At 40.0% G+C, this 23,692-nt stretch carries 16 protein-coding genes and 2 riboswitches; all 16 genes read left to right on the forward strand.

The genetic code is table 11. From position 1 onward, the window contains the following. Window positions 1-160: 160 nt before the first annotated feature. The 16 genes from NSQ71_RS03460 to NSQ71_RS03535 all read left to right on the forward strand — a co-directional run bounded on the left by NSQ71_RS03460 (window position 161) and on the right by NSQ71_RS03535 (window position 23,521). Complete coding sequence (locus NSQ71_RS03460) at window positions 161-1,624, forward strand: glycoside hydrolase family 1 protein (RefSeq protein WP_063389269.1); 1,464 nt, start codon at window positions 161-163, stop codon at window positions 1,622-1,624. 56 nt (window positions 1,625-1,680) lie between these two features. Next, window positions 1,681-3,093 (forward strand): glycoside hydrolase family 1 protein, encoded by a 1,413-nt coding sequence (locus NSQ71_RS03465; RefSeq protein WP_340732888.1) that lies wholly within the window; start codon window positions 1,681-1,683, stop codon window positions 3,091-3,093. A 175-nt stretch (window positions 3,094-3,268) separates the two neighbouring features. Next, window positions 3,269-5,206 carry a beta-glucoside-specific PTS transporter subunit IIABC gene (locus tag NSQ71_RS03470; protein ID WP_340732889.1) on the forward strand — a complete coding sequence of 646 codons (1,938 nt, stop codon included), beginning with the start codon at window positions 3,269-3,271 and terminating at the stop codon, window positions 5,204-5,206. 350 nt (window positions 5,207-5,556) lie between these two features. Further along, window positions 5,557-5,687: riboswitch (guanidine-I (ykkC/yxkD leader) on the forward strand. 140 nt (window positions 5,688-5,827) lie between these two features. Further along, window positions 5,828-6,853, forward strand: a complete 1,026-nt coding sequence (locus tag NSQ71_RS03475) for an ABC transporter substrate-binding protein (protein ID WP_094246433.1) — start codon at window positions 5,828-5,830, stop codon at window positions 6,851-6,853. A 13-nt stretch (window positions 6,854-6,866) separates the two neighbouring features. Beyond that, window positions 6,867-7,685: an ABC transporter permease gene (locus tag NSQ71_RS03480; protein ID WP_340732891.1), complete on the forward strand. Its 819-nt coding sequence runs from the start codon at window positions 6,867-6,869 to the stop codon at window positions 7,683-7,685. Further along, window positions 7,686-8,480 carry an ABC transporter ATP-binding protein gene (locus NSQ71_RS03485; RefSeq protein ID WP_094245128.1) on the forward strand — a complete coding sequence of 265 codons (795 nt, stop codon included), beginning with the start codon at window positions 7,686-7,688 and terminating at the stop codon, window positions 8,478-8,480. A 34-nt stretch (window positions 8,481-8,514) separates the two neighbouring features. After that, entirely contained in the window at window positions 8,515-10,206 is a 1,692-nt protein-coding gene (locus NSQ71_RS03490) for a methyl-accepting chemotaxis protein (RefSeq protein ID WP_339198801.1), read from the forward strand. 136 nt (window positions 10,207-10,342) lie between these two features. Further along, window positions 10,343-10,465: riboswitch (guanidine-I (ykkC/yxkD leader) on the forward strand. 62 nt (window positions 10,466-10,527) lie between these two features. Next, the gene (locus NSQ71_RS03495; protein WP_063389264.1) at window positions 10,528-11,241 is read left to right on the forward strand and encodes an urea amidolyase associated protein UAAP1; all 714 of its coding nucleotides are present in this window, start codon (window positions 10,528-10,530) and stop codon (window positions 11,239-11,241) included. A 100-nt stretch (window positions 11,242-11,341) separates the two neighbouring features. After that, complete coding sequence (locus tag NSQ71_RS03500; RefSeq protein WP_094245131.1) at window positions 11,342-11,992, forward strand: urea amidolyase associated protein UAAP2; 651 nt, start codon at window positions 11,342-11,344, stop codon at window positions 11,990-11,992. Window positions 11,993-12,035: 43 nt separating this feature from the next. Next, on the forward strand, window positions 12,036-15,674 hold the full coding sequence (gene uca / locus NSQ71_RS03505; protein ID WP_340732896.1) for an urea carboxylase: 3,639 nt from the start codon (window positions 12,036-12,038) through the stop codon (window positions 15,672-15,674). Further along, entirely contained in the window at window positions 15,671-17,443 is a 1,773-nt protein-coding gene (atzF, locus tag NSQ71_RS03510) for an allophanate hydrolase (protein WP_340732898.1), read from the forward strand. Before uca ends, atzF begins: the two co-directional genes overlap by 4 nt. 531 nt (window positions 17,444-17,974) lie before the next feature. Continuing rightward, complete coding sequence (locus tag NSQ71_RS03515) at window positions 17,975-19,090, forward strand: IS4 family transposase (protein ID WP_340732900.1); 1,116 nt, start codon at window positions 17,975-17,977, stop codon at window positions 19,088-19,090. 402 nt (window positions 19,091-19,492) lie between these two features. Beyond that, on the forward strand, window positions 19,493-20,095 hold the full coding sequence (locus NSQ71_RS03520; protein ID WP_340732901.1) for an SAR2788 family putative toxin: 603 nt from the start codon (window positions 19,493-19,495) through the stop codon (window positions 20,093-20,095). Beyond that, the gene (locus NSQ71_RS03525) at window positions 20,071-20,589 is read left to right on the forward strand and encodes a DUF7878 domain-containing protein (RefSeq protein WP_340732902.1); all 519 of its coding nucleotides are present in this window, start codon (window positions 20,071-20,073) and stop codon (window positions 20,587-20,589) included. The genes NSQ71_RS03520 and NSQ71_RS03525 overlap by 25 nt, the downstream gene beginning before the upstream one ends. Before the next feature lie 786 nt (window positions 20,590-21,375). Further along, window positions 21,376-22,275 (forward strand): ABC transporter ATP-binding protein, encoded by a 900-nt coding sequence (locus NSQ71_RS03530; protein WP_327862558.1) that lies wholly within the window; start codon window positions 21,376-21,378, stop codon window positions 22,273-22,275. Beyond that, a complete protein-coding gene (locus NSQ71_RS03535) occupies window positions 22,268-23,521 on the forward strand; it encodes an ABC transporter permease (protein WP_340732906.1) in 1,254 nt (417 codons plus the stop codon). Before NSQ71_RS03530 ends, NSQ71_RS03535 begins: the two co-directional genes overlap by 8 nt. Window positions 23,522-23,692 lie beyond the last annotated feature (171 nt).

Consider the following 23,692-nt stretch of genomic DNA (forward strand, 5'->3'; position numbering starts at 1 on the left):
TTCATTTAGGATTGTTACTGGTCATGCAGGCAAAACCTAAATTGTTTCGTCATTTTTATGGCGGGCAATTTAGGTTTTTTTATTTTCTTGATCGTATAAGCGCTTTGCGACAGGATAAAGTTGGAAATTGTTTTAATAATAACGAGAGGGTGAATGAACAATGGGCCATTTCGAAGCGAAATTCCCGGAAAACTTTCTCTGGGGCGGCGCAACTGCTGCCAACCAATTAGAAGGTGCTTTTGATGCAGATGGAAAAGGTCTTTCTACTGCCGATATGGTGGCTTATGTACCAAAAGAAAAACGTGGTAAAAACGGACATTCATTAGATGTGACAAGTGCAGAAATCGAGGAAATCTTAAGCGGAGCAGCATCAGATAAAATTTTCCCGAAACGTTTCGGAATCGATTTTTATCATCGCTATAAGGAAGACATCGCCTTATTTGCAGAAATGGGGTTTAAAGTATTCCGTTTATCCATATCTTGGCCGCGTATCTTCCCGAATGGGGATGAGACCGAACCAAATGAAGCAGGATTAGCCTTTTATGACAAAGTGTTTGACGAACTGGCGAAATATAATATTGAGCCGCTTGTTACACTTTCCCACTACGAAATGCCGCTCGGGCTTGTGCAAAAGTACGGCGGCTGGACGAATCGCAAGGTGATAGATTTCTTTGTTCACTACGCTGAAACCGTATTTAAACGGTATAAAAACAAGGTGAAATATTGGCTGACATTTAATGAAATCAATATGATTACTTTCAGTCCGTACACCGGCGGCGGCATTTTAACCGATCGGGTTGAAAATGTAAAACAAGCTGCCTTCCAAGGGGTACACCACCAATTTGTAGCAAGTGCACTAGCTGTTAAAGCATGCCACGAAATCATTCCGGATGCAAAAATCGGCTGTATGCTGGCTAGATTGGAAGTATATCCGGAAACATGCAACCCGGACGATGTACTTAAAGCATTAAAAGAAGATCAGCTGAACTTATTTTTCACAGATGTTCAAGTTCGCGGCGCATACCCAAGTTATATGAAACGCTATTTTGCAGAAAATAATATTCACATTGAAAAACTTCCAGGCGATGATGCCATTTTAAAACAATATACAGTGGATTTCCTTTCGTTCAGCTACTATATGACACTTGTAGCCAGCACGAAGGATGATGCTGAAGAAGTTTCAGGCAATTTAATCGGCGGTGTGAAAAACCCTTATCTTGAATCATCTGATTGGGGTTGGCAAATTGATCCGGTCGGCTTGCGGATTACGTTAAATAAATTGTATGACCGCTATCAAGTTCCTTTATTTATAGTGGAAAACGGATTAGGGGCCTACGACAAGGTTGAGGAAGACGGCAGCATCCATGACGATTACCGAATCGACTATTTGCGCAAACATATTGAGCAAATGAAAGAAGCGATTGGCGACGGTGTTGAATTAATGGGGTATACAACTTGGGGGCCTATTGACTTAGTAAGCGCATCTACCTCAGAAATGAGCAAACGGTATGGTTTTATTTATGTCGATCAAGATGATTTCGGCAACGGAACATTGAAACGCCTCCGGAAGGACAGCTTCTATTGGTATAAAAAAGTAATCGAAACGAATGGAGAAGAATTGTAAAAACGATTGCGATGTCGAAATCACTCTGTTTGAAAATGAAATGGGAGGTAGTAAGCATGAAACACGAGCGGCGCAAGCCTTTTCCAAACGATTTTTTGTGGGGAGGTTCCACATCAGCCTATCAAGTGGAAGGTGCATGGAATGAAGACGGAAAGGGACCTTCCGTTATCGATATGGCCAAATACCCCGAAGGCACGACTGATTTTAAAGTAGCCAGCGATCATTACCACCGTTATAAAGAGGATATTGCTCTGTTTGCTGAAATGGGCTTTAAAGCATATCGTTTTTCCATTGCCTGGACACGCATTTATCCTAATGGCGACGGAGAGGTAAATCGAAAAGGGATAGAGTTCTACGATCAACTTATCAATGAAATCAGAAAGCATGGAATTGAACCGATTGTGACGATTTATCATTTTGATTTGCCTTATGCATTACAGGAAAAAGGCGGCTGGTCCAATCGTGCAACGATTGATGCATATGAAAATTATTGTAAAACATTATTCGAGCATTTTGGCGATCGGGTAAAATATTGGCTGACGATTAATGAACAAAATATGATGATCCTTCATGGCGAAGCGATCGGGACCGTTGATCCGAACTTAAAAAATCCAAAAAAAGAATTGTATCAACAAAATCATCATATGTTTGTCGCTCAGGCGAAGGCAATGGCGTTATGCCATCAAATGCTGCCTGATGCAAAAATCGGACCGGCGCCGAATATTGTGACGATTTATCCGGCAAGCTCAAAACCTGAAGATGTTTTAGCTGCCAATAATTACGCAGCCATCCGCAATTGGCTGTATTTGGATATGGCTGTATATGGGCGCTATAACAATATTGCCTGGGCTTACTTGGAGGAAAAGGGCTATACTCCAACAATTCTTGAAGGCGATATGGAAATTTTACAAAATGCCAAGTCGGATTTTATTGCTTTTAACTATTATACTTCGCAAACAGTAGCAGCAAGCGAAGGAAATAAAGAAGATGTGAACCAAACAGGCGATCAGCATATTACGGTTGGGGAACCGGGAGTTTATAAAGGAGCCTCCAATCCGCATTTAAAGAAAAATGAATTTGGCTGGGAAATTGATCCAGTTGGGTTTCGGACAACATTAAGAGAAATATATGACCGCTATCATTTGCCATTGATTGTCACTGAAAATGGATTAGGCGCCATCGATCAATTGGAAGAAGGCGATGTCATAAACGACACATACCGAATTGAATTTTTAAGAAACCATATCGAACAAATGCAATTAGCGATTAGTGACGGTGTTGAAGTGTTCGGTTTTTGTCCTTGGTCAGCTATTGATCTCGTCAGCACGCATCAAGGTATAAGCAAACGCTACGGTTTTATTTACGTTAACCGTGATGAGTTTGATTTAAAAGATTTGCGCCGAATTCGAAAACAAAGCTTTTATTGGTATAAACAAGTCATCTCATCGAATGGAGCCAATTTAGATTAGAAAAAGTAAATTCGACAATTGCATAATTTTTTCGGGAAGCTGTCAAAAATCAGGAAGGAATGTTACCATCTGGGCATAACCTGAACTGATTTGAACAACACAGTGCGTTTATTCGTGCGCGTTCAAATTGGTTCAGGTTTTTTATATATCAAATATATTTTTGGGAGGGTCAATCATGAAATATGAGCAATTGGCTAAAGACATTATCGAAAATGTCGGCGGTAAAGAAAACGTTATCAGTGTTGTTCACTGTATTACAAGATTGCGCTTTCAATTAAAGGACGAAGGGAAAGCGAACACAGAAGTGTTAAAAAACATGGACGGAGTCGTCACCGTTATGAAAAGCGGCGGACAATATCAAGTTGTCATCGGCAATCATGTGCCTGATGTATATAAGGCGGTCGTTGCTATTGGCGGGTTTGAAGCTGCAAAGCCTGTCGATACGGAAGCGGGAAAAAAGGATAAAAATTTATTCAACCGCTTTATTGACATTATTTCGGGAATTTTTGCACCAACTCTCGGCGTTCTAGCTGCAACAGGAATGATTAAAGGTTTTGCCGCTCTTTTCGCATCACTAGGCTGGATAACAGATAAATCAGGAACTTATCAAATTTTATATGCAATTGGCGATTCGTTATTTTACTTCTTCCCGATCTTTCTTGGTTATACGGCCAGCAAAAAATTCGGCGGCAACACATTCATCGGTATGGCGATCGGGGCGTCATTGGTTTATCCGGCACTATCTAATCTTACTAGCGGAAAAGCGCTTTACACTTTGTTTTCAGGCACGATGTTTGAGTCGCCTATTTATATTACATTTCTTGGCATTCCGGTCATTTTAATGACGTATTCATCTTCCGTTATTCCGATTATTTTGGCTGCTTATTTTAGTGCAAAGGTGGAAAATTGGTTTAAGAAAGTTATTCCTGATGTCGTGAAAACATTTTTAGTTCCTTTTTTTACACTGATTATCATAGTTCCTTTAACATTTTTATTGATTGGACCAATTGCAACTTGGGCAGGAAAGCTTCTAGGTCAACTAACAGTTGCCATCAATGATTTATCGCCAATTATCGCAGGGCTGCTTCTTGGCGGGTTCTGGCAAGTATTTGTTATTTTCGGTCTTCATTGGGGGCTTGTATCGATTGCCATCAACAATATGAGCACAATGGGAGCGGATCCTATTTTAGCGATGGCATTTGCTCCTTCTTTTGCACAAATAGGTGCTGTACTTGCCGTAATGGTGAAAACGAAACAGCAAAAATTGAAAACGCTTAGTGTTCCTGCATTTATTTCCGGAGTTTTCGGGGTTACAGAACCGGCGATTTATGGTGTTACGCTTCCGCTCAAAAAACCGTTTATTATCAGCTGTATTGCTGCGGCAATTGGCGGAGGACTCATAGGAGTATTTGATTCAAAAATGTATATGCTGGGAGGTCTCGGAATTTTTGGTATTCCATCCTTTATCAGTCCGACTGAAGGCATTACGTTTGGTTTATGGGGCACTTTAATTGCCATTACCGTTGCCTTTATCCTTGGTTTTATCCTCACTTTCCTTTTTGGATTCAGTCAAAAATCGGCAAAAGAAGCAGATCGGCAATCCCAACAAGCAACAGCTGAGGCTGACGCGGAAGAAGAATTATTAGGTAAAAAAGAAATTATTTTCAGCCCGTTTAACGGCGAAGTAAAGCCGTTATCAGACATCAAGGATGCAGCATTTTCATCCGGGGCCCTCGGCGCGGGCGTAGCTATTGAGCCTTCGGAAGGAAAATTAGTAGCGCCTGTATCCGGCACAGTAACGACTCTTTTTCCTACGAAACATGCAATTGGAATAACATCTGATCAAGGTGCAGAAATTTTGATTCATATCGGCATGAATACCGTTCAATTGGAAGGTAAATTTTTCACTGCTCATACGACTCAAGGCGCCCGTGTAGAGAAAGGACAGCTGCTCATTGAATTTGACATAAATGGAATTCAGTCGGCGGGCTTCGATTTGGCGACACCGGTTGTTATAACCAACACTAGTCACTACAAAGAAATAAATGAAACGAAAGAAAAACAAATCAAAATTGGCGAACCTTTATTGACGCTTATAAATGACTCGGAATGATTTTCACAAGAAAAAAGCATCTGCCTGATTAAGGGCAGATGCTTTTTTTAAAAAGATGAGAACGTTTTGCAGCTTTTCATGCTGTTTTTTTGAAAAAATACAATCCTTTTATGTAATAATAGTTTCCGTAATATGTGAATATTTCGAGAAATTATGTTAGAAAATATTACATATTTATTGCAGATATAGTCATATAAACTATAATTCTTAATAAATAAAAAAATCCCCCTAAAGAGTTTGTAGTGATCTCTCATTCTCTGTCAACCGGAAAAAGAAGGTGAAAAGCTGACATTTGCCAGCGTATCTTAGAATGATGAAAAGTGAATATCGTTCCCCGAAATAAGTGGGAAATCAAAGCTGTCTAGGGTTCCGTTGCTGGCAGGCTGTATCACCGCCGGTAAGTCTGGTCCGAGAGAGAGCGTATAGAAGCTGCGTTTGATTGCAACTTCTATATACACGGAAGGATAAAAGCCTGGGAGATCTATTCTCTCTGGCTTTTATTTTTTTAAAGCTGAAAATTTAAAAATCTGGGGAGGGGGATATAACAGAATTTCTTTAAGCACTATTTTGAAATACCTAAATTCAAAAAGAGATGAAAAATATAAAGCCGAGGTGAAAGACATGAAGAAAAAGAAGCTTCCACTACTTGTTCTTTCTATCATTTTTTGCTTGTTGTTGGCTGCTTGCGGAAGTAAATCTGCAAATGAAACTTCTGACGGCAATAAAAGCAAGAAAGAACCGATTAAGATTGGTTTCAGCGCCTTGCCGAGCTGGTATTTATGGCATCTCGTAGAAAAAAAGGGTTTTTTCGAAAAACATGGAGTGGATGTCGAATTGGTTTGGTTTCCAGTATATGCTGATTCCCTTTCTGCATTAAATACGGGAGAAATTGATGGAAACAGCCAAGCTTTGCTTGATTCGATCTCCCCTTTAGAAAAAGGAATTGATTTAAAAGCGGTATTTATTACAGACAATTCACTTGGCGGCGATGGGCTTGTTGCTTCAAATGATATTCGCTCGGTTAAAGACTTAAAAGGGAAGAAAGTCGGTACGGAAATAGGAACGATTGAACACTTTTTTCTGCTCACGGCATTGCATGAAGCGGGATTAAAGGAGTCCGATGTGAAATTTACAAACTTATCTGTTCAAGATGCGGGAAATTCATTTATAGCTGGAAAATTGGATGCAGCCGGTTTGTGGGAGCCTTTTTTAAGCATGGCAGTGAATAAGGGAAAAGGACATAAGTTGGTGACATCCGCTGATTTTCCGGGCTTGATTTCCGACTTATTCGTTGTAAGGGGAGATGTTGCGAAAGAGAGGAAAGAGGACGTGCAAAAAATCGTAGCAGCATGGTTTGATGCGGTTGACTATCTTTCGCAAAATTACGATCAATCGATTCAACTAATAGCGGACGAGGCGGGAATTTCAAAAGAAGAGCTGGATGTAGGAATGAAAGGATTCAAGCTGTTTTCTCCTGAAGAAAGCTTGAATGCTTTTAAAGAGGGAGATAACTATCAATCTTTTTATTACACAGCTGAAAAAAATGCGGAATTTTTAAAAGAGTTAGGGTTTATTAAAGAAATTCCTGATTTTAGCAGCTTCGTTGACACCTCATTTATTAAAGCGGAAATTGAACGGGCAAAGTAAGGAGGATAAATGGATGGAGCTTCAAAAAGGAAAAAGGCATCAATGGACATTATTCAAAATACGCGAGGATATTCCGAAAAAATGGTATTTTACTGGGGTATCAGCTGCTTTTATCTTGTTATTGCTCATTTGGATTTTGCTAAGCAATTTAAAGCTCGTGGATGAAGTATTTCTTCCGACTCCCGCAGCTGTTGTGGCCTCTTTCTTAGCTGCCCTTTCAAGTCCGGAGTATTGGGGAGAAATCGGTATTAGCGTCTACAGAGTTTTTATGGGGTTTTTGCTTGCTTGTCTGTTAGGAATTCCGCTCGGAATATTGGCTGGTACTTTTAAGCTTGCAGAATCGGTTATTTTGCCCGTCTCTGAATTTATCAGGTATATGCCGGCAGCCGCTTTTATTCCACTTATTATGGTTTGGGCAGGAATTGGGGAAACAGCAAAAATTTTAGTGATTTTTATCGGAAGCTTTTTCCAGCTTGTTTTAATGGTGGCAGATGACACAAACCGGATTCATAAAGACCTGCTTTATGCCTCCTATACCCTTGGAGCGAATCGCTGGCAAGTCATCTCAAAGGTCATCATCCCTGCAATGCTTCCGAAATTAATGACAACTATGCGGCTGATTATGGGATGGGCTTGGACGTATTTAGTTGTAGCAGAGCTGGTGGCAGCAAACAACGGTCTTGGATATTCGATTATGAAAGCGCAGCGTTTCATGGATACCGAGTCCATCTTTGTCGGAATCATTGTTATCGGGCTGTTGGGACTTATTATTGACAGATGCTTCGCCTACGTTAACAAAAAATTATTTCCATGGGCGGAAGGAGGAAATTAAATGTTGAATGCTGTCAAAGCTGAAAAAAATCTTCGTCAAGAGAAGATTGAAATAAACATTCAAAATTTGTCGAAAGTGTATAAAACGAATAATGGCTCCTTTCAAGCGCTGGAGAATGTTTCTTTGTACGTAAAAAATGAAGAATTTGTTTCCATTCTTGGACCGTCGGGATGCGGTAAGTCGACCATTTTGAGAATTTTGGCAGGTTTGGAGGAGCCGACATCAGGCAGTGTGCAAGTATCCGGTGAAGAAGTGAAAGGACCAAGTGCGAAACGAGGTATGGTCTTTCAGTCTTATACGTTGTTTCCTTGGTTGACAGTAAGAGAAAACATAGAGTTTGGCCTCAAGCTAAAAGGAATGAAACAAAAAGAGCGTAAAGAAATTTCCGATCGATATTTAGAGCTGGTAGGACTGGAAAGATTTGCGGATTCCTACGGCAAAGAATTGTCCGGCGGCATGAAACAACGTGTGGCTATTGCAAGATCGTTGGCCAATAATCCGGAAGTGTTATTAATGGATGAACCTTTTGGAGCGCTTGATGCACAAACAAAGCAATCCATGCAGCAATTATTGTTGGATATTTGGAAGAAGGAAAAAACAACCATTGTGTTTATAACGCACGACATCGATGAAGCCTTATTCTTATCCCAGCGAATATATGTCATGGAAGCAAGACCGGGGAGAATTCTCGAAGAGATTGATGCGGATTTGCAATTATTTCAAGATGGGGAGCTTGTGGATGTAGAGAAATTTATGAACGTAAAAAAACATATCATTTCTTTATTAAAGCATTAGTAAAAAAAATACAGAAGGATCGGAAGGGCTGTTGATGATGAAGATACGAAACAAACTGCTCCTTAGCTTTGGAACCGTTTTGCTAATTGTCCTGCTCGCCTTTCTTATTGTTTACTCTACTTTGCAGGACGTTTCCAAATCCTATTTTAATTTAGCAAATACCGATATGAAAAAATTGCAGCTTGCCCACCAGATTCAATTTGAAGACCTTGCGTTAACAGATGCGGTCAGAGGGGTGATTATCGAACCGGATAATACGGCCGAAAGGGAAAAGTACAATCAGTTTGCAAAGCAAATTGATCAACATATTAAAGAAGTGACTCCTATGCTGGATGATTCCAGGACGAAAAAAATTTTCCACGATCTAAATATAAATAATCAAAAATTAGTTGAATTAGAAACGCAGATGATGGAATTGGCCGGGGAAGACCGCCAAAAAACGCTTGCTATTTTTCATGGTGAATATGCGGATATTCGCGCTATTTTTAGTTCCAAACTGGAAGAATTCAAACAAATTGAGACAGAACGGATAACCAAGAAAATTGCGGAAGATGAAAAATTAATAAGAAAAAAAATCATGGCGGGTGCAGCGGCATTTATCACAGCACTGTTTGCAGGAATTTTAATTGCAATATTTATTTCTAAAAGAACCACCCGGCCATTGTGGAAAATTGCAAATAAATTAGAGGAATTGGCGCGAAATAAAGGAGATTTAACAGCTAGAATCCATATCACGAATAAAGATGAAATTGGAAAGCTGGCCACGGCATTTAATAGAATGCTGGAGAACCTGCAAAAAATGATGCTAAAAATAAAGGAAACGACAGATGAAGTTTCCGCTTCAGCACTCGAGCTTTCTGAAGGTACTAAAAACTTTGCGGAAAGTACAGAACAGATCACGATGGCAGTTCAAGACATTGCTTCCGGAGCCGGTGATCAAGGGGACATGGCGGATGAAAGCTCACATGCGGTGAATAATATTGCCAATGAAATTCAAAAAATTGCATCGTCATCTTCTTTCGCAGCAGAATCGGCCTTGACCACATCGAAAATCGCAGAAGAAGGAAACAAATCAATTGTCAAAGCAGTCAAGCAGATGGAATTTTTACAAAAATCCGTTGATGAAGCGTTTATTAAGATTGAGGAACTTGGCAAGCTTACCGACGAGATAAAAAAAATATCAGATGTCATGGCAAATATAGCGGAGCAGACGAATTTATTGGCTCTAAATGCTGCCATTGAGGCGGCGCGTGCAGGGGAACAAGGCAAGGGTTTTGCTGTTGTAGCAACGGAAGTTCGAAACTTGGCGGAAGAGTCAAAACAATCTGCGATTCAAATAAATGAAATGATACAGCATGTCCTCTCCATTGCTGCTGCTGCCGTGGAGAATATCGATAAAGGAAGAAGCGATCTAAAAGAGGGTAAAAGGGTTGTTGATGATGCTGGGCGCGCTTTCCATAAAATTTTAACATCAGTTGAAAAAGTAACATGTCAAATACAAGAGGTTTCCTCATCTGTCCAGCAAATGTCAACAGGAGCTGATCAAGTTGCTGTTTCTATCGGACAATTGGCTGACATCGCCAAAAAGTCATCAGCTCATTCACAAAATGTGGCAGCCTCAACGGAAGAACAACTGGCTGCAATTGAAGAATTTACAGCAACGGCAGAAAATCTCTCAAATGTAGCAAAAAAACTGAGAAACATGATCGGGGAATTTAATGTTTAACATTGTTTTTATCTATTTCCAGCATTCATTGTAAGTTTCATGTTATATTATCTAACAAAATCATTGAACAATGCTGCACTCCTTTCTATATTAATCTTAAATAAAAATTTCATAAAGGTTCCTGATCGATAGGAACAAAAAAGCTGTCTAGGGTTCCGCTGCTGCTTAAGTTTGCAGCAGGTCTGGTCCGAGAGAGAGCGTATAGAAAGCATCAAAAGATGTCTTTCTATAAACACGGAAGGATAAAAGCCTGGGAGATTTCCCTAGGCTTTTATTTTTTTACAACGATCATTAAGAAAAGTCTCAAGGGAGGTATTTTGGATGACTAAAATTTTCAGCAAAACGATCGTACCTGGAGGAAAATGGTCAGGAAAAATCGGAAAAGGAAAGCTTATTCGTTTTACAGCCTTGGAGGCTGGAGCAAATCTTTCACTTATGATGTATCATGCACATGATCTTTCAGAGCGTTATAACATGCCGGATACATTAAAAGCCCAGCACACATTTCACTTGACAAAGGGAAACGTATTGATGAGCGATAACGGCCGAGTATTGGCCAGCATCACTAGCGACAGCCTTGGCTGGCACGACACTGTTTCAGGCTATACCACAAGGGAAGGAACAGATGAGAAATATGGAAAAACAAGCTATCAAGAATTAAGAAATGACTGGCTCAGAAGCGGAGAAGAGAACTTTGCCATGGAACTTGTAAGAAACGGGCTCAGCCTGCGCGACATGGCTCCTGTCGTCAATCTGTTTTCAAAAGTGAAAACCGACGACAAAGGCAACCTTACCTATTGTTTGGATCATTGCAAAAAAAATGACACAGTAACATTAAGAACAGAAATGGATATTTTGCTGATTGTATCTAATACACCAAATCCGCTTGATCCAAGAACCAACTATCCGTCCGTTCCGGTGGCAATGGAAATGCTTCCGGCAGAGCCTGTCGATTTGAACGATTATTGTGTAAATTATCGTCCTGAAAACCGCCGGGCATTTGAAAATACTTGGGAATATTATGCGCTTTTATAGCATTGGGCAGGAAATTGTTTGAGTACCCAGGCTGATGCCTTTAAAGATCAACATTATAGAAAATACCGATTTAAAAATACGATATGGGGAGGAAAGGAACATGGAAAATATTAAAAAAGTAGAAAGTCCTCGAAAAGAAGAAAATGCAATCTATAACAAAATCATCCCTGCCGGGGAAGGCTGGATGCATGAACTAAAGCCAGGGCAAGTTCTAAGAATTGTCGACTTGGAAGGAAACCAAGCAGTAGATACATTGTTTTACGATGCAGATAATCCGGAGGATCATTACAGTGTAACAGCCACCATTACAGGACAGAAAAATATTTACTTAACAACAGGTTCGGTGCTTCGTTCTGAATCAGGAAATGAATTGCTGAAGATTGTAGCGGATACATGCGGGCGCCACGATACATTAGGCGGTGCTTGCTCAGCACAAAGCAATACCGTCCGATATGCACATGATAAATTGCATATGCACAATTGCCGCGACACGTTTATGCTGCAGTTGTCGAAATATGGGGAGCGTTTTACAAAAAGGGATCTGGCTCCAAATATTAACTTCTTCATGAATGTTCCGGTTACAGAAGATGGTCATTTAGAATTTGCTGATGGAATCTCTTATGCCGGAAGTTATGTGGAATTATTATCCCTTCGGCGGACATTGGTGCTGATCAGCAACTGCCCGCAATTAAACAATCCTTGCAATGCTTACAATCCAACAAAAATACAAGTGCTGATTTGGGATAAATAAACAGAATCAACTAGGATACGGATGCGTCAGGGGGGAGTACAAAATGTTTAAAAAAATTCTGATTGCCAATCGCGGGGCAATAGCCGTCCGGATTGAACGGACGCTTCGCAAGCTTGGAATTCTATCGGTTGCTATATATACAAAGGCGGATCAAGACAGTTTACATGTAGACGAAGCAGATGAAGCTATTTTAATAGGAGAAGGCCCGGTCAAAGACAGCTACTTGAATGGAAATTTAATCATAAAAGCTGCCATTGAGTCGGGAGCCGATGCCATTCATCCCGGATATGGATTTTTAAGTGAAAACGCAGATTTTGCCCGCTTGTGCGAACAAAATGGAATTACTTTTATCGGACCTTCACCTGAACAGATGGAGATATTCGGATTAAAGCATTCTGCCAGAGAAATTGCAAAAAAAGCCAATGTTCCTTTATTGCCGGGAACGGACCTCATCACCGATTTGGATGAGGCGGTAAAACAAGCTGAACATATTGGTTATCCAATTATTTTAAAAAGCACGGCAGGAGGCGGCGGCATCGGAATGCGCGTTTGCGAAAATGAACAGCATTTGCGCTCGGCATTTGAGGCGGTACGTCGTCTTGCTGAAACAAATTTTAAAAATAAAGGCGTTTTCCTAGAGAAATATATCGCTAGAGCACGCCATATAGAAGTTCAAATTTTTGGAAATCGATTTGGTGAAGTGGTAGCTTTAGGCGAACGAGACTGCTCTATTCAGCGCCGCAATCAAAAAGTTGTGGAAGAAAGTCCTGCCCCTCTTTTGACCCAGGAAGTCAGAAAAGAAATGTTCGCAGCCGCCATCCGATTGGCGGAAGAAGTTGGATACCGGAGTGCAGGCACCGTTGAGTTTTTATATGATCCTGAAACAAGCTCCTTTTACTTTCTTGAAGTGAATACAAGACTTCAAGTGGAGCATGGTGTAACAGAAGAGGTCTTTGGCATCGATCTTGTTGAATGGATGATACGTGAATCAGCAGATGATCTGCATGAATTGCATTCCTTGGTTAAAGGGCCGAAAGGGCATAGCATTCAAGCGCGTATTTATGCGGAAGATTGTTTGCATGAGTTTCGGCCGAGCGCCGGACAGATTGATGAGGCAAAATTTTCTAAAACAGCTCGAACGGAAACGTGGGTAAGAAACGGGATCACGGTTACGACTCTTTATGATCCAATGCTGGCGAAAGTGATTGTTCGTGGAAAAAACAGGGAAGAGGCGATCGGAAAACTCATACAAGCGCTAAACGAAACGAAATTGTACGGTATTACAACCAATCTCCAATACTTGAAAGCTTTATTGAAGGAAAAAGATTTTATAAAAGGAAATGTATACACCCGTTTATTAAACCATTTTCAACCTAGAGAACATGCACTGGAAGTATTGGACGGAGGAATTCAAACAACTGTTCAGGATTGGCCCGGACGCATTAAATATTGGAGCGTAGGTGTGCCGCCTTCCGGTCCGATGGACCAGCTCTCGTTCCGGATTGGAAATAAACTTCTCGGGAACAGAGAAGGCGCCCCTGGTCTTGAAATGACATTGCGCGGGGGATCTTATCGTTTTCGAGATGATATATGGTTTTGTATTACAGGTGCCGATATGCAGGCTAAGCTTGACGATCAGCCCGTACCGATGTATGAACCTGTTTTGGCAAAAAAGAACCAAGTATTATCATTTGGTGAAGCGAAAAGGGGAATGCGGACTTATTTATTAGTAGCAGGCGGTTTTGACATGCCTGAAGTTTTAGGAAGCTCCTCCACATTTACGCTCGGTGGATTCGGCGGCCATGGCGGACGCGCCTTGCGCACTGGCGATGTGCTTTTGGTCAACCGGGGGGCTGTTGTCAAAAAAACGAAGGGGCTTCCAGCTGAATATAGACCGATCATGACGAATAAATGGACGATAGGCGTCATTCCGGGCCCTCATTGTACAAGCGAATTTTTGCAGCCGGATTATTTGCAGCAATTAACTGAAACAGAATGGGAAGTGCATTTTAACAGTTCGCGCACAGGCATCCGGTTAATGGGCCCAGCGCCGAAATGGGCAAGAGAAGACGGCGGAGATGCAGGTTTGCATCCATCAAATATTCATGATAACGCTTATGCAGTGGGAACACTTGATCTAACAGGCGATATGCCGATTTTACTGGGACCTGATGGGCCTAGTTTAGGAGGATTTGTCTGCCCAGTTACGACGGCTTCAGCTGAATTTTGGAAAATTGGGCAATTGCATCCGGGCGATATCGTCAAGTTTCATTTGTTGTCATTGGAAGAAGCGGAGGAACTTCGAAAAAAACAAGAAATGTTTATGCAAAAAATTGAAAATGGCAGTTTGTACGAATTTCAACCTTCTCAACTTCCTGCCATTAATCCAAAAATTACAGCCGACGATTCAATTTTGGCTCAAGAACAAACATCTCGAAACATTCCAATTACGATTCGTTCAAGCGGTGACGAAAATTTGCTGATTGAGTACGGTTCAATGGATTTAGATCTGCTGTATCGGTTTCAAGTACATGCTTTAATGCAAGCGATACAACAAAAAGGCAACATCCCTTTCCTTGATTTAACGCCGGGCATTCGGTCTTTGCAAGTGCACATTGACCCATCGAAAATGTCCGTCCGCGAGGCTTGTCAAAAAATTTTAGAAATTGATCGCGAGCTTCCGCCGCTGGAATCGATAAAAGTCCCTTCACGTATTGTTCGGCTGCCTCTTTCCTGGGATGATCCGGCTACTCAATTGGCCATTGAACGCTACCAGAAAAACGTCCGTTCCGATGCTCCGTGGTGTCCGAGTAATTTGGAATTCATCAGGCGCATAAATGGCTTAAAAAGCATTGATGATGTAAAGAAAATTGTATTTGATGCAAAATATCTTGTTTTAGGATTAGGCGACGTCTATCTTGGCGCTCCAGTAGCCATCCCAATTGATCCTCGGCACCGTTTAGTCACAACAAAATATAACCCTGCCCGGACTTGGACGCCTGAAAATGCGGTAGGAATTGGCGGTTCGTATTTATGTATATATGGAATGGAAGGTCCTGGAGGCTATCAATTTGTCGGCCGGACGATTCAAATGTGGAATAAATTCCGGACAACGAAGAGTTTTGAACAAGGAAAACCTTGGCTATTGCGGTTTTTCGATCAAATTCAGTTTTACCCAGTAGATGCGGAACAGTTGCTGCAATTGCGGGAAGATTTTCTTAGAGGAAGGTTTGAAGTGGAAATAACAGAAACAGCGTTTGATCTTGGCGAATATTTAAAATTCTTGGATTCGATCAAAGATAGTGCCGAAACTTTCCGCATGCGGCAGCAGGAAGCTTTTCAAGCAGAGCGAGAACGGTGGAAGCAGCTAGGATTGGCGGAATATATATCAGAGCATGAACCAATGAAAGAAGGGCAAGAGGAAAATATCCCTCCAGGTGCTGAGGTTGTTCGTTCTTCCATGCCTGGAAGTGTATGGAAAGTTCTTGTGTCTCCTGGACAGCAAGTTAAGAAAGGCGATGTTCTGATGATTGAAGAAAGCATGAAAATGGAGTTTCCGCAGCTGGCCCCGTGCGATGGACAAATAGTAAATGTTTACGTGAAACCAGGGGACGAGGTGCAATCAGGACAATTGATTGTCAGCATTTTAAAGCAGAAAGAACGAGAGGAGGTTCTCAAATGAAATCGGTCAAACATTTTCCTCAACCTTTGACGATTGCGCGGTTGAGAGAGATGTACCTTAACAATGAATTGACTCCCGAAGAAGTAGTCGTTGAAATCATTCATCGAGTTAAACAAGATGAGGATATGAATATATGGATTACCCCTCCGGCAATGGAAAGAATTCAGCCTTATCTAGACAGGCTTGCTTCACTGGATCGGAAAAGCTTGCCATTATGGGGAATTCCATTTGCTATTAAAGACAACATTGATTTAGCCGGGGTTCCGACAACTGCAGCTTGCCCCCAATATGCTTATATACCAGAAAAAAGCGCAACAGTGGTTGAGCGGTTAATCGCAGCAGGTGCGATCCCATTAGGAAAAACAAATTTAGATCAGTTTGCCACTGGGCTTGTCGGTACAAGAAGTCCTTATGGAGAAACGAAAAATGCCTTAAAAGAAGAACTGATCAGCGGGGGATCAAGCTCTGGATCTGCGGTGGCCGTTGCACGAGGCCATGCAGCGTTTGCACTCGGAACGGACACTGCTGGGTCCGGACGAGTGCCGGCAGCCTTAAATCGCTTAGTCGGATTTAAGCCGAGCAGGGGAGCCTGGCCGACCGCTGGAGTAGTTCCGGCTTGCGCAAGCCTTGATTGTGTGACAGTTTTTGCGCACAATTTGCAGGATGCATTGGAAGTTGATCGAATTGTGCACGGCGAGGATGAAACAGATCCTTGGTCACGCTATTTCCCGAACGTATCGCCGAAAAGTCCGAGCAAAATTTGTTTGCCGAAACAACCGCTTTCGTTTTTTGGCCCATTTCGTGAAGGATATAGGAATGCATGGATGAAAACGATGAAAAGATTGGAACGTTTGCGTCTTCCGATTGAGTATATCGATTATGATTTGTTTTCCGAAGCGGCGTCTCTTCTTTATGAAGGTCCTTGGGTGGCGGAAAGATGGGCGGATTTAGGTGATTTTGTGAAAGCAAATACAGAAGATGTGTTTTCCGTTACGGAAAAAGTCCTTTCTTCCGGAGCTTCTCCTGATCATACGGCAGCATCAGCTTTTCAAGCGATGCACAGGATCCAATCAATCAAGCATAAAGTGAAAAAATTGTTAAAAGATGCAGTATTAGTTTTGCCTACTTGTGGCGGTACTTGGACGCGCGAACAAGTTAGGCTCGATCCGATTCGCACAAATAACGAAATGGGAAAATACACCAATCACTGTAATCTTTTGGATCTGTCGGCAATCGCCATTCCGGCAGAGGATGCGGAAGCAAATGTTCCTTTTGGCATGACGATGTTTTCGCTGGCAGAACAGGAAGGATTGATATTCGGACTTGCTTCTCAATTTTTAGGAGAGATTCTAACAGAAAATTTTCAACCGCAAAAAAATACGACTTTTGTTGCCGTCTGCGGTTTGCATATGAGAGGGTTTCCGCTCGAAAATGAAATGCATCAATTCGGAGGCAAATTCGTATGTGAAGCAACAACTGCTCCTAATTACCGGCTGTATAAGCTGCCTACGGATCCTGCCAAACCTGGGCTTATCAAAACAAACCACAATGGCGCCTCCATTCAATTGGAGATATGGGAAATGCCATTAGCTTCATTTGGTGCTTTTACAGCATCTATTCCAGAACCTTTAAGTATAGGAACAGTAGAACTGATCAACGGAAACAAAGTGCCGGGCTTTCTTTGTGAAAAGTATATAGCCAATCAAGCGGAGGATATTACAGCTTTTGGAGGATGGCGTTCCTATTGCCTGAAAGAACTCAATTCATAATACAAAAGCCGTCAAACATGTTGGCGGCTTTTTCACGTTCAAGCGCAAAATTCTAATTTTAAGAGATTGACAGGATGGAGTGACTGAACTATTTAGATAAAATCGACGTGTACGTACAGTGTATTAGGAGACAGAAAGTTAGCTGCATACTTCTGTTTTGTTTATTTTTTAAACTGTAAAATACGACTTTTACCTCTGCTGGTTACTTGAATATTGAAAATACCAATGTATCAATTCATTTCCAAATTGCTTGAAAAAATAGTATTTCCTCTTATTTAGATTTATTACATAAAATTTTAAAATATTGTATTTAAATTCCAATTTTGGTAAAATTACTATATATAGTAAAAATAACTAGGAGGTGTGGGAATTTATAAAAATTAAGAAAACTCACTAGCATTGCACTAATTAAATCTGATGATTCAAAATGCTAAGAATGTTCAATTTTTTATTGATTTCGAAACAAAAAAATCCTTTACAATGGAAGTACAGGTGGTTCCTGTCCAAATCCAATCGTAAAGGATAACCATTATGGACAAGAATACACTAATTTCATCATTTGGTAAATGGGTTTCACCCATAAATATTCAAAAACTTAGCGAACAAGTCAAAGAATTGAAACAGGACTATTACACAAAAAAGCTGACAACAGAAGCCTATATTAAACTTTTATTGGTAGCCCAGCTGCTCGAATTTACGAGCTTAGAGGAAATGAGTGATGCACTTGTAGACGAAGATCTTCAAAAAGCACTCGGATTTGAATCGATAAGTGCCTCTCAGCTATCCCGAAAAAACAATCAGATCCACCCACTAATTCTTGCAAATTTGTTCTTGGATCTTGTTTGGAAAATTCAACGGCACCATTATCAAAACGGAAAGAATATGCCACTGAAAATCATTGATTCAAGTACACTCCCGTTGAATTTGACCCATTATAAATGGGCAAAATTCCGTAAAACAAAAGCTGGTGTAAAGCTACACTTACGGCTCGTTTTCATGGATAAAGACACCGTCTATCCTGAAAAAGCAGTGATTACGACAGCAAAAGAACATGACCGAAATCAACTCGAAGTCCTAGTGGATGATCAAGAAGCCATGTATGTGTTTGACCGCGGTTATGTGGACTATGAACGTTTTGATCGGATGACAGATGATGGCTATTTCTTCGTTTCAAGACTGAAGAAAAACGCAGTCATTCGTGAAGTCTATACATTTTCACTTCCTGATGATTGTCACGTTCTATCCGATAAAATGGTCTACATTGGTACCACACAAAATCGTACTGAAAATGTCTTTCGTCTACTAGAAGTTACGGACACAAAAGGGAACTTACTTCGTTTCATCACCAACCGATTTGATTTAAAACCAGAAGAGATAAGTGATATTTACCGATCTCGCTGGGCTATTGAGCTCTTTTTCAAATGGCTCAAGCAACACGTGGAAATTAAGCACTTTTATGGAATGAGTGAAACAGCTATTCAAAATCAAATTTTCTTAGCCCTTATCACGTATTGCTTACATGTTCTCATTCAATTGGAGATGAAAAGTAAGAAATCTCTACTTCGAATTACTCGTTGGTTAAAGAGAGCTCTGTGGAAACCAGCTTATGTTTGGTTGCGAAAATTTGATGGGCGAGCCAGTCCATAATCTCCCTTTTGTCGTTGTCGCTCTGATTTAACTGTATATATTTACCAAATGGGCAGTGCCACCTTTCTTTAGGTTTTGTCTTTTTGGCACAAATTCACAAAAAATAATTAACAGAAAATTCTAACTATATTTATGCAATGCTAATGAAGAAAACTATTTTTTTTATAATATTCTTCATCTTCTTAGCTTCATGCAATCATCAATTATCCTATGATCAAAAAATTGATTGTAATCAGAATTGGGCTCTATGCTCCATACAGAAGGAATATGCTGATCCTAACTCTTTAACAGACACACCTATAAAAATTGCCATTATTGATAGTGGAATTGATGAAGAAAAGGCTCGTGTCAAAGTATCAAAAAGGTTCAACGAGAAAAATAATCAAATAGATTCATACGGACATGGTACAGCGGTTGCTAGTATCATTAGAGAATGGAGAAATCATTACTCAACATTTTGATGTAGTGTTGCAAGAAATTGACGGCACCGATTTTATTGCAACACTCATTGATCAAGATACCGGAGAATCTTACCAGATCAATACCATTGATGCTCAAGCTTCGGTTCTGCCGGCGGTTATAATCGGAGTAGTTGCAAAACATGGAATCAAGTATGCCATAAAAAAATTTGGAAAAAAACTTATCGTTAAGTCGATAAAAAGCTCTAAAGCCGTTCTTAACACATTTGCAAAGGCAGCCGTTAAAGCAGCAAAAAGTAAAGTTTCTAGTTTTCGTGTAAAAGATAAGCATTTGAAAAGCACTGGAGGAACCTATGCTAAATTCAATACTAGCAGTAAAAGCCAAGTAAATAATTGGGTTAAAGAAGGATTAAATTCTAAGAACGCATCGTATTCTTTAAATCCAGAGGTAGAAACAAAAAATGCGGATTTGTCATTTGTAGTTATAGCCAACCTTGGTAAAGTAATAGGTACAAAAGGTCAGAAAAAAATTAAAATAGTAGTAGGGTGGGATGGTAAAATATGGACAGCATATCCAATCAATTAGAGTTTGTCTATCACTTTACGACCGATGAATCTTACATTCCTAAAAAGTGGAAAAAGGATTCCGCTATCGTACTTAGAGTTGATGGAGATTTTGAAATTAAGGTAGATGGAAGATCATATTGTCAAGAATATGTTGCTTTATTAGAATTCTATCTATACTTACACAGATGGCTTGCCATTATCGAGAGTAAAAAATATATCATCCCTGAATTCCATTATTATTCTCTTGAATGGCATGAGGATGAACCGTTAATTTCAATCATCCCTTTTGACAATAACGATAAGGCTCGACTCACTTCTATTTGGAGAAAGGAACCGTTTGATCCTGTATTTAAGATGGATTATATAGTAAACCGATTGACAGATTTACGCGATCAATTAAAAAAAGATATCGAGGCACATTATAGCATTTCAGTAGAACCGTTTATTGATAAATTTCCCATTAGAGCTTTAGCTGTCATCGATAAAAAGAGAGGCAAGAAGAAATGGTTTTAGTATTCTGTAAAAAATTAGGGATACAAATCTTTTAGAGTAGGAACAGTAAAACTGATCAACGGAAACAAAGTGTCGGGCTTTCTTTTGGAAGGCGTATATCGCCAATCGATTCGAGGATATTACAGATTTTGGAGGATGGCGTTCCTATTGCCGAAAAGAAGCCGAATCATAATGGCAAAAGTCACTGTCAAAGTAGTCGATTTTTTCGGCTTATAGGTGCCCTTTCGATATTCAATGTTTATGTTTTTCGTTTCCAAAAGATTTTGGCTTTCTGGACAACTGCTTTTCCTATGTTTCCCTATCTTGATTTATGTCCTTCGGGAATCTTATGAAGGACTTTTTCTATGCACGCCATTTTCATTCTGTCCTTCAAAAGTTATGACGGACATTCAGTATATGCAATTTCCTTTTTTTGGATTCTATCACCTCCATGAAGGCCGTTTATAAATTTTATTAGATTATTTTTGTCCTTCACAGTGGCATTTCTTCAAAATCCATCCTCAGTTCGGATTCTAAAATCAAATCAGTGAACCTTTAAGTAATAAAAAAAGGTTTCTGCCTTTTTGTTCATCTCAACATTTATTAAATGGAGAGGTGCTTCCAAAAGTTTGAACAACTTTTGTGAAGCATCCTCCTGTTTTAATTATGTGGTTTAAATATTTTTTACATAGTTTTCATATCATCATTGTCATCGATGTTTCACTTGTGATTTAGACAGAATTTTAAAACGATTACTGAACTTTTTTCTTGTTTGATCCGTATTAAAAGATGAGAGGAGGAAAATACATGACGTTGAAGCTAGAGCAAGTGACGAAAAAATTTGGCGATTTCACCGCTGTGGATAAGCTGTCTTTATCCATTCCGGAAAAAGAAATGTTTGGTTTTTTAGGGGCAAACGGTGCTGGAAAAACGACAACATTTCGCATGATTTTAGGGCTGCTGGCACCAACTGAAGGAACCATTACATGGAATGGAGAAAAAATTGATTATAGCACGAGCCCGTATATCGGATATTTGCCCGAAGAGCGGGGATTGTACCCGAAATTAAAGGTAAAGGATCAGATTGTCTATTTAGCCAGATTAAGAGGGATGAACAAAAAAGATGCGCTGAAGGAGCTGGCAAATTGGCTCGAACGGTTTAAAGTGCCAGAGTACGCTGAAAAAAAAGTCGAAGAGCTGTCGAAAGGAAACCAGCAAAAAATTCAATTTATTGCTGCTGTCATACATAAACCGAAGCTGCTCATCTTGGATGAACCGTTTAGCGGATTGGATCCGGTCAATGTTGAGCAATTGAAAGAGGCTGTCATTGATTTGAAAAATGCCGGTACATCCATTGTGTTTTCCAGCCATCGGATGGAGCACGTTGAGGAATTATGTGAACATTTATGCATATTACATAGGGGAAGCCCTGTAGTTCATGGGTCGCTCAAAGAAATTAAACGTTCCTTTGGCAAAAAAAATCTCGTGATTCATGCGGATTTTGATCTCAATTTCTTAAAGAATTTCCCAGGTGTCGTAAAAGCCAAGACAACAGTTGAAGGGATTCAATTGCAAATTGAAAGAGAAGAGACCGCACAACAATTGTTACAGGAGATTGTCGATAAAGGATTTATTCGCAAATTCCAAATAGAAGAGCCTTCATTACATGATATTTTTATAGAGAAAGTGGGTGCGGCCTATGCATAACTTTTGGACTGTTTTGTTCCACACTTATTTTACCAAACTAAGATCGAAGCAATTTATCATTTCCACGGTTATTACATTGCTTATTATTCTAGTTTTGGGAAACATATCAAAAATTATCGATTTTTTTAATTCTGGTGAAAATCAAGAACGCCTTGCAGTCATTGATCAATCAAATTCTTTATTTGAACCGTTTAAAAAGCAATTGAAAGAAGTTAATCCGGACATTCAATTGCAAAAAACTAATGCTTCCGAAGAAAAGCTGAAAAAGAATGTATTAAATGATGAGATCAAAGGGTATCTCGTTTTATCTTTAAATGATGAAAACCGGCCGATGGCGGTATATAAAGCAGCGTCTCTTGCAGACTCAACCGTTCCAAACGATTTGCAATATGCCCTCCAACAAGTGAGCATGGTATGGACAGCAGGTCAATTGAAATTAACGCAAGAGGAACTGATGAAGCTGAATGCGCCAGTATCTTTTGAAATGGAAGCGTTGAATGCCAACGCAAAAACGGTGGAAGAATTGAATCAAGCGAGAGGTCTCGTATATGTACTTTTATTTGTAATATATTTTGCAGTGATCATGTATGCAAATATGATTGCGATGGAGGTAGCAGTAGAAAAATCTTCTAGAGTGATGGAAATTTTAATTTCCAGTGTTCCTCCTATTACACAAATGTTTGCGAAAATTTTAGGTGTTGCTCTATTGAGTTTAACGCAGCTTGCCTTATGGCTTATTGTCGGCTACGTTTCCATTAAACAAAATTTAGAATCGATGGATGGAGGATTTTTCTCTTTCTTTGGATTCCAAAACACGTCGTTGTCGACCATTCTATATGCAGTCATTTTCTTTATTTTAGGCTATTTATTATATGCGACGATGGCTGCCTTTCTAGGCTCGCTGGTCAGTCGTATAGAAGATGTTCAGCAGTTGATCACTCCGATGATTTTAACGGTTGTGGCGGGCTTTATGCTAGCGATATTTGGTTTGAGCAATCCGGAAGCTTCCTATGTTACGATCACATCATACATTCCGCCGTTTACCCCGATGCTGATGTTTTTGCGGGTTGGAATGCTGGATCTTCCAATTTGGGAGCCGCTTTTAGGAATCGGTTTATTAATAGCATCCATTGCTATATTAGCTGTCTTCGGGGCAAGAGTTTACAAAGGCGGCGTATTGATGTACGGAAAATCCAATGCGCTTAAAGATATTAAAAAAGCTTTGCAGCTATCGAAAAATAAATAAAGAAGACATTACGCAAAATGGTTTTCTTTTGATTTTGAGCAGATAATAATAAACGTAGCAAGCAGCCCGATTCCTATATACTAGGAGTTTGGCTGCTTAATTTTTTGGAAGCTTTGATAATGATGAAAATGAGTCAATTTCTGCGCAGTATTTTTTCTCAACTACCGAAGT

The organism is Aeribacillus sp. FSL M8-0235, assembly GCF_038000355.1.
In the GTDB taxonomy this organism is placed as follows: Bacteria; Bacillota; Bacilli; order Bacillales; family Aeribacillaceae; genus Aeribacillus; species Aeribacillus composti.

Coding starts and splice junctions, on each gene's coding strand:
- NSQ71_RS03480 (WP_340732891.1), top strand. CDS start 6,867: ATGGAGCTTCAAAAAGGAAAAAGGCATCAATGGACATTATTCAAAATA.
- NSQ71_RS03470 (WP_340732889.1), top strand. CDS start 3,269: ATGAAATATGAGCAATTGGCTAAAGACATTATCGAAAATGTCGGCGGT.
- NSQ71_RS03460 (WP_063389269.1), top strand. CDS start 161: ATGGGCCATTTCGAAGCGAAATTCCCGGAAAACTTTCTCTGGGGCGGC.
- NSQ71_RS03485 (WP_094245128.1), top strand. CDS start 7,686: ATGTTGAATGCTGTCAAAGCTGAAAAAAATCTTCGTCAAGAGAAGATT.
- NSQ71_RS03530 (WP_327862558.1), top strand. CDS start 21,376: ATGACGTTGAAGCTAGAGCAAGTGACGAAAAAATTTGGCGATTTCACC.
- NSQ71_RS03500 (WP_094245131.1), top strand. CDS start 11,342: ATGGAAAATATTAAAAAAGTAGAAAGTCCTCGAAAAGAAGAAAATGCA.
- NSQ71_RS03520 (WP_340732901.1), top strand. CDS start 19,493: ATGGTACAGCGGTTGCTAGTATCATTAGAGAATGGAGAAATCATTACT.
- NSQ71_RS03465 (WP_340732888.1), top strand. CDS start 1,681: ATGAAACACGAGCGGCGCAAGCCTTTTCCAAACGATTTTTTGTGGGGA.
- NSQ71_RS03495 (WP_063389264.1), top strand. CDS start 10,528: ATGACTAAAATTTTCAGCAAAACGATCGTACCTGGAGGAAAATGGTCA.
- uca (WP_340732896.1), top strand. CDS start 12,036: ATGTTTAAAAAAATTCTGATTGCCAATCGCGGGGCAATAGCCGTCCGG.
- NSQ71_RS03475 (WP_094246433.1), top strand. CDS start 5,828: ATGAAGAAAAAGAAGCTTCCACTACTTGTTCTTTCTATCATTTTTTGC.
- NSQ71_RS03535 (WP_340732906.1), top strand. CDS start 22,268: ATGCATAACTTTTGGACTGTTTTGTTCCACACTTATTTTACCAAACTA.
- NSQ71_RS03515 (WP_340732900.1), top strand. CDS start 17,975: ATGGACAAGAATACACTAATTTCATCATTTGGTAAATGGGTTTCACCC.
- atzF (WP_340732898.1), top strand. CDS start 15,671: ATGAAATCGGTCAAACATTTTCCTCAACCTTTGACGATTGCGCGGTTG.
- NSQ71_RS03490 (WP_339198801.1), top strand. CDS start 8,515: ATGATGAAGATACGAAACAAACTGCTCCTTAGCTTTGGAACCGTTTTG.
- NSQ71_RS03525 (WP_340732902.1), top strand. CDS start 20,071: ATGGACAGCATATCCAATCAATTAGAGTTTGTCTATCACTTTACGACC.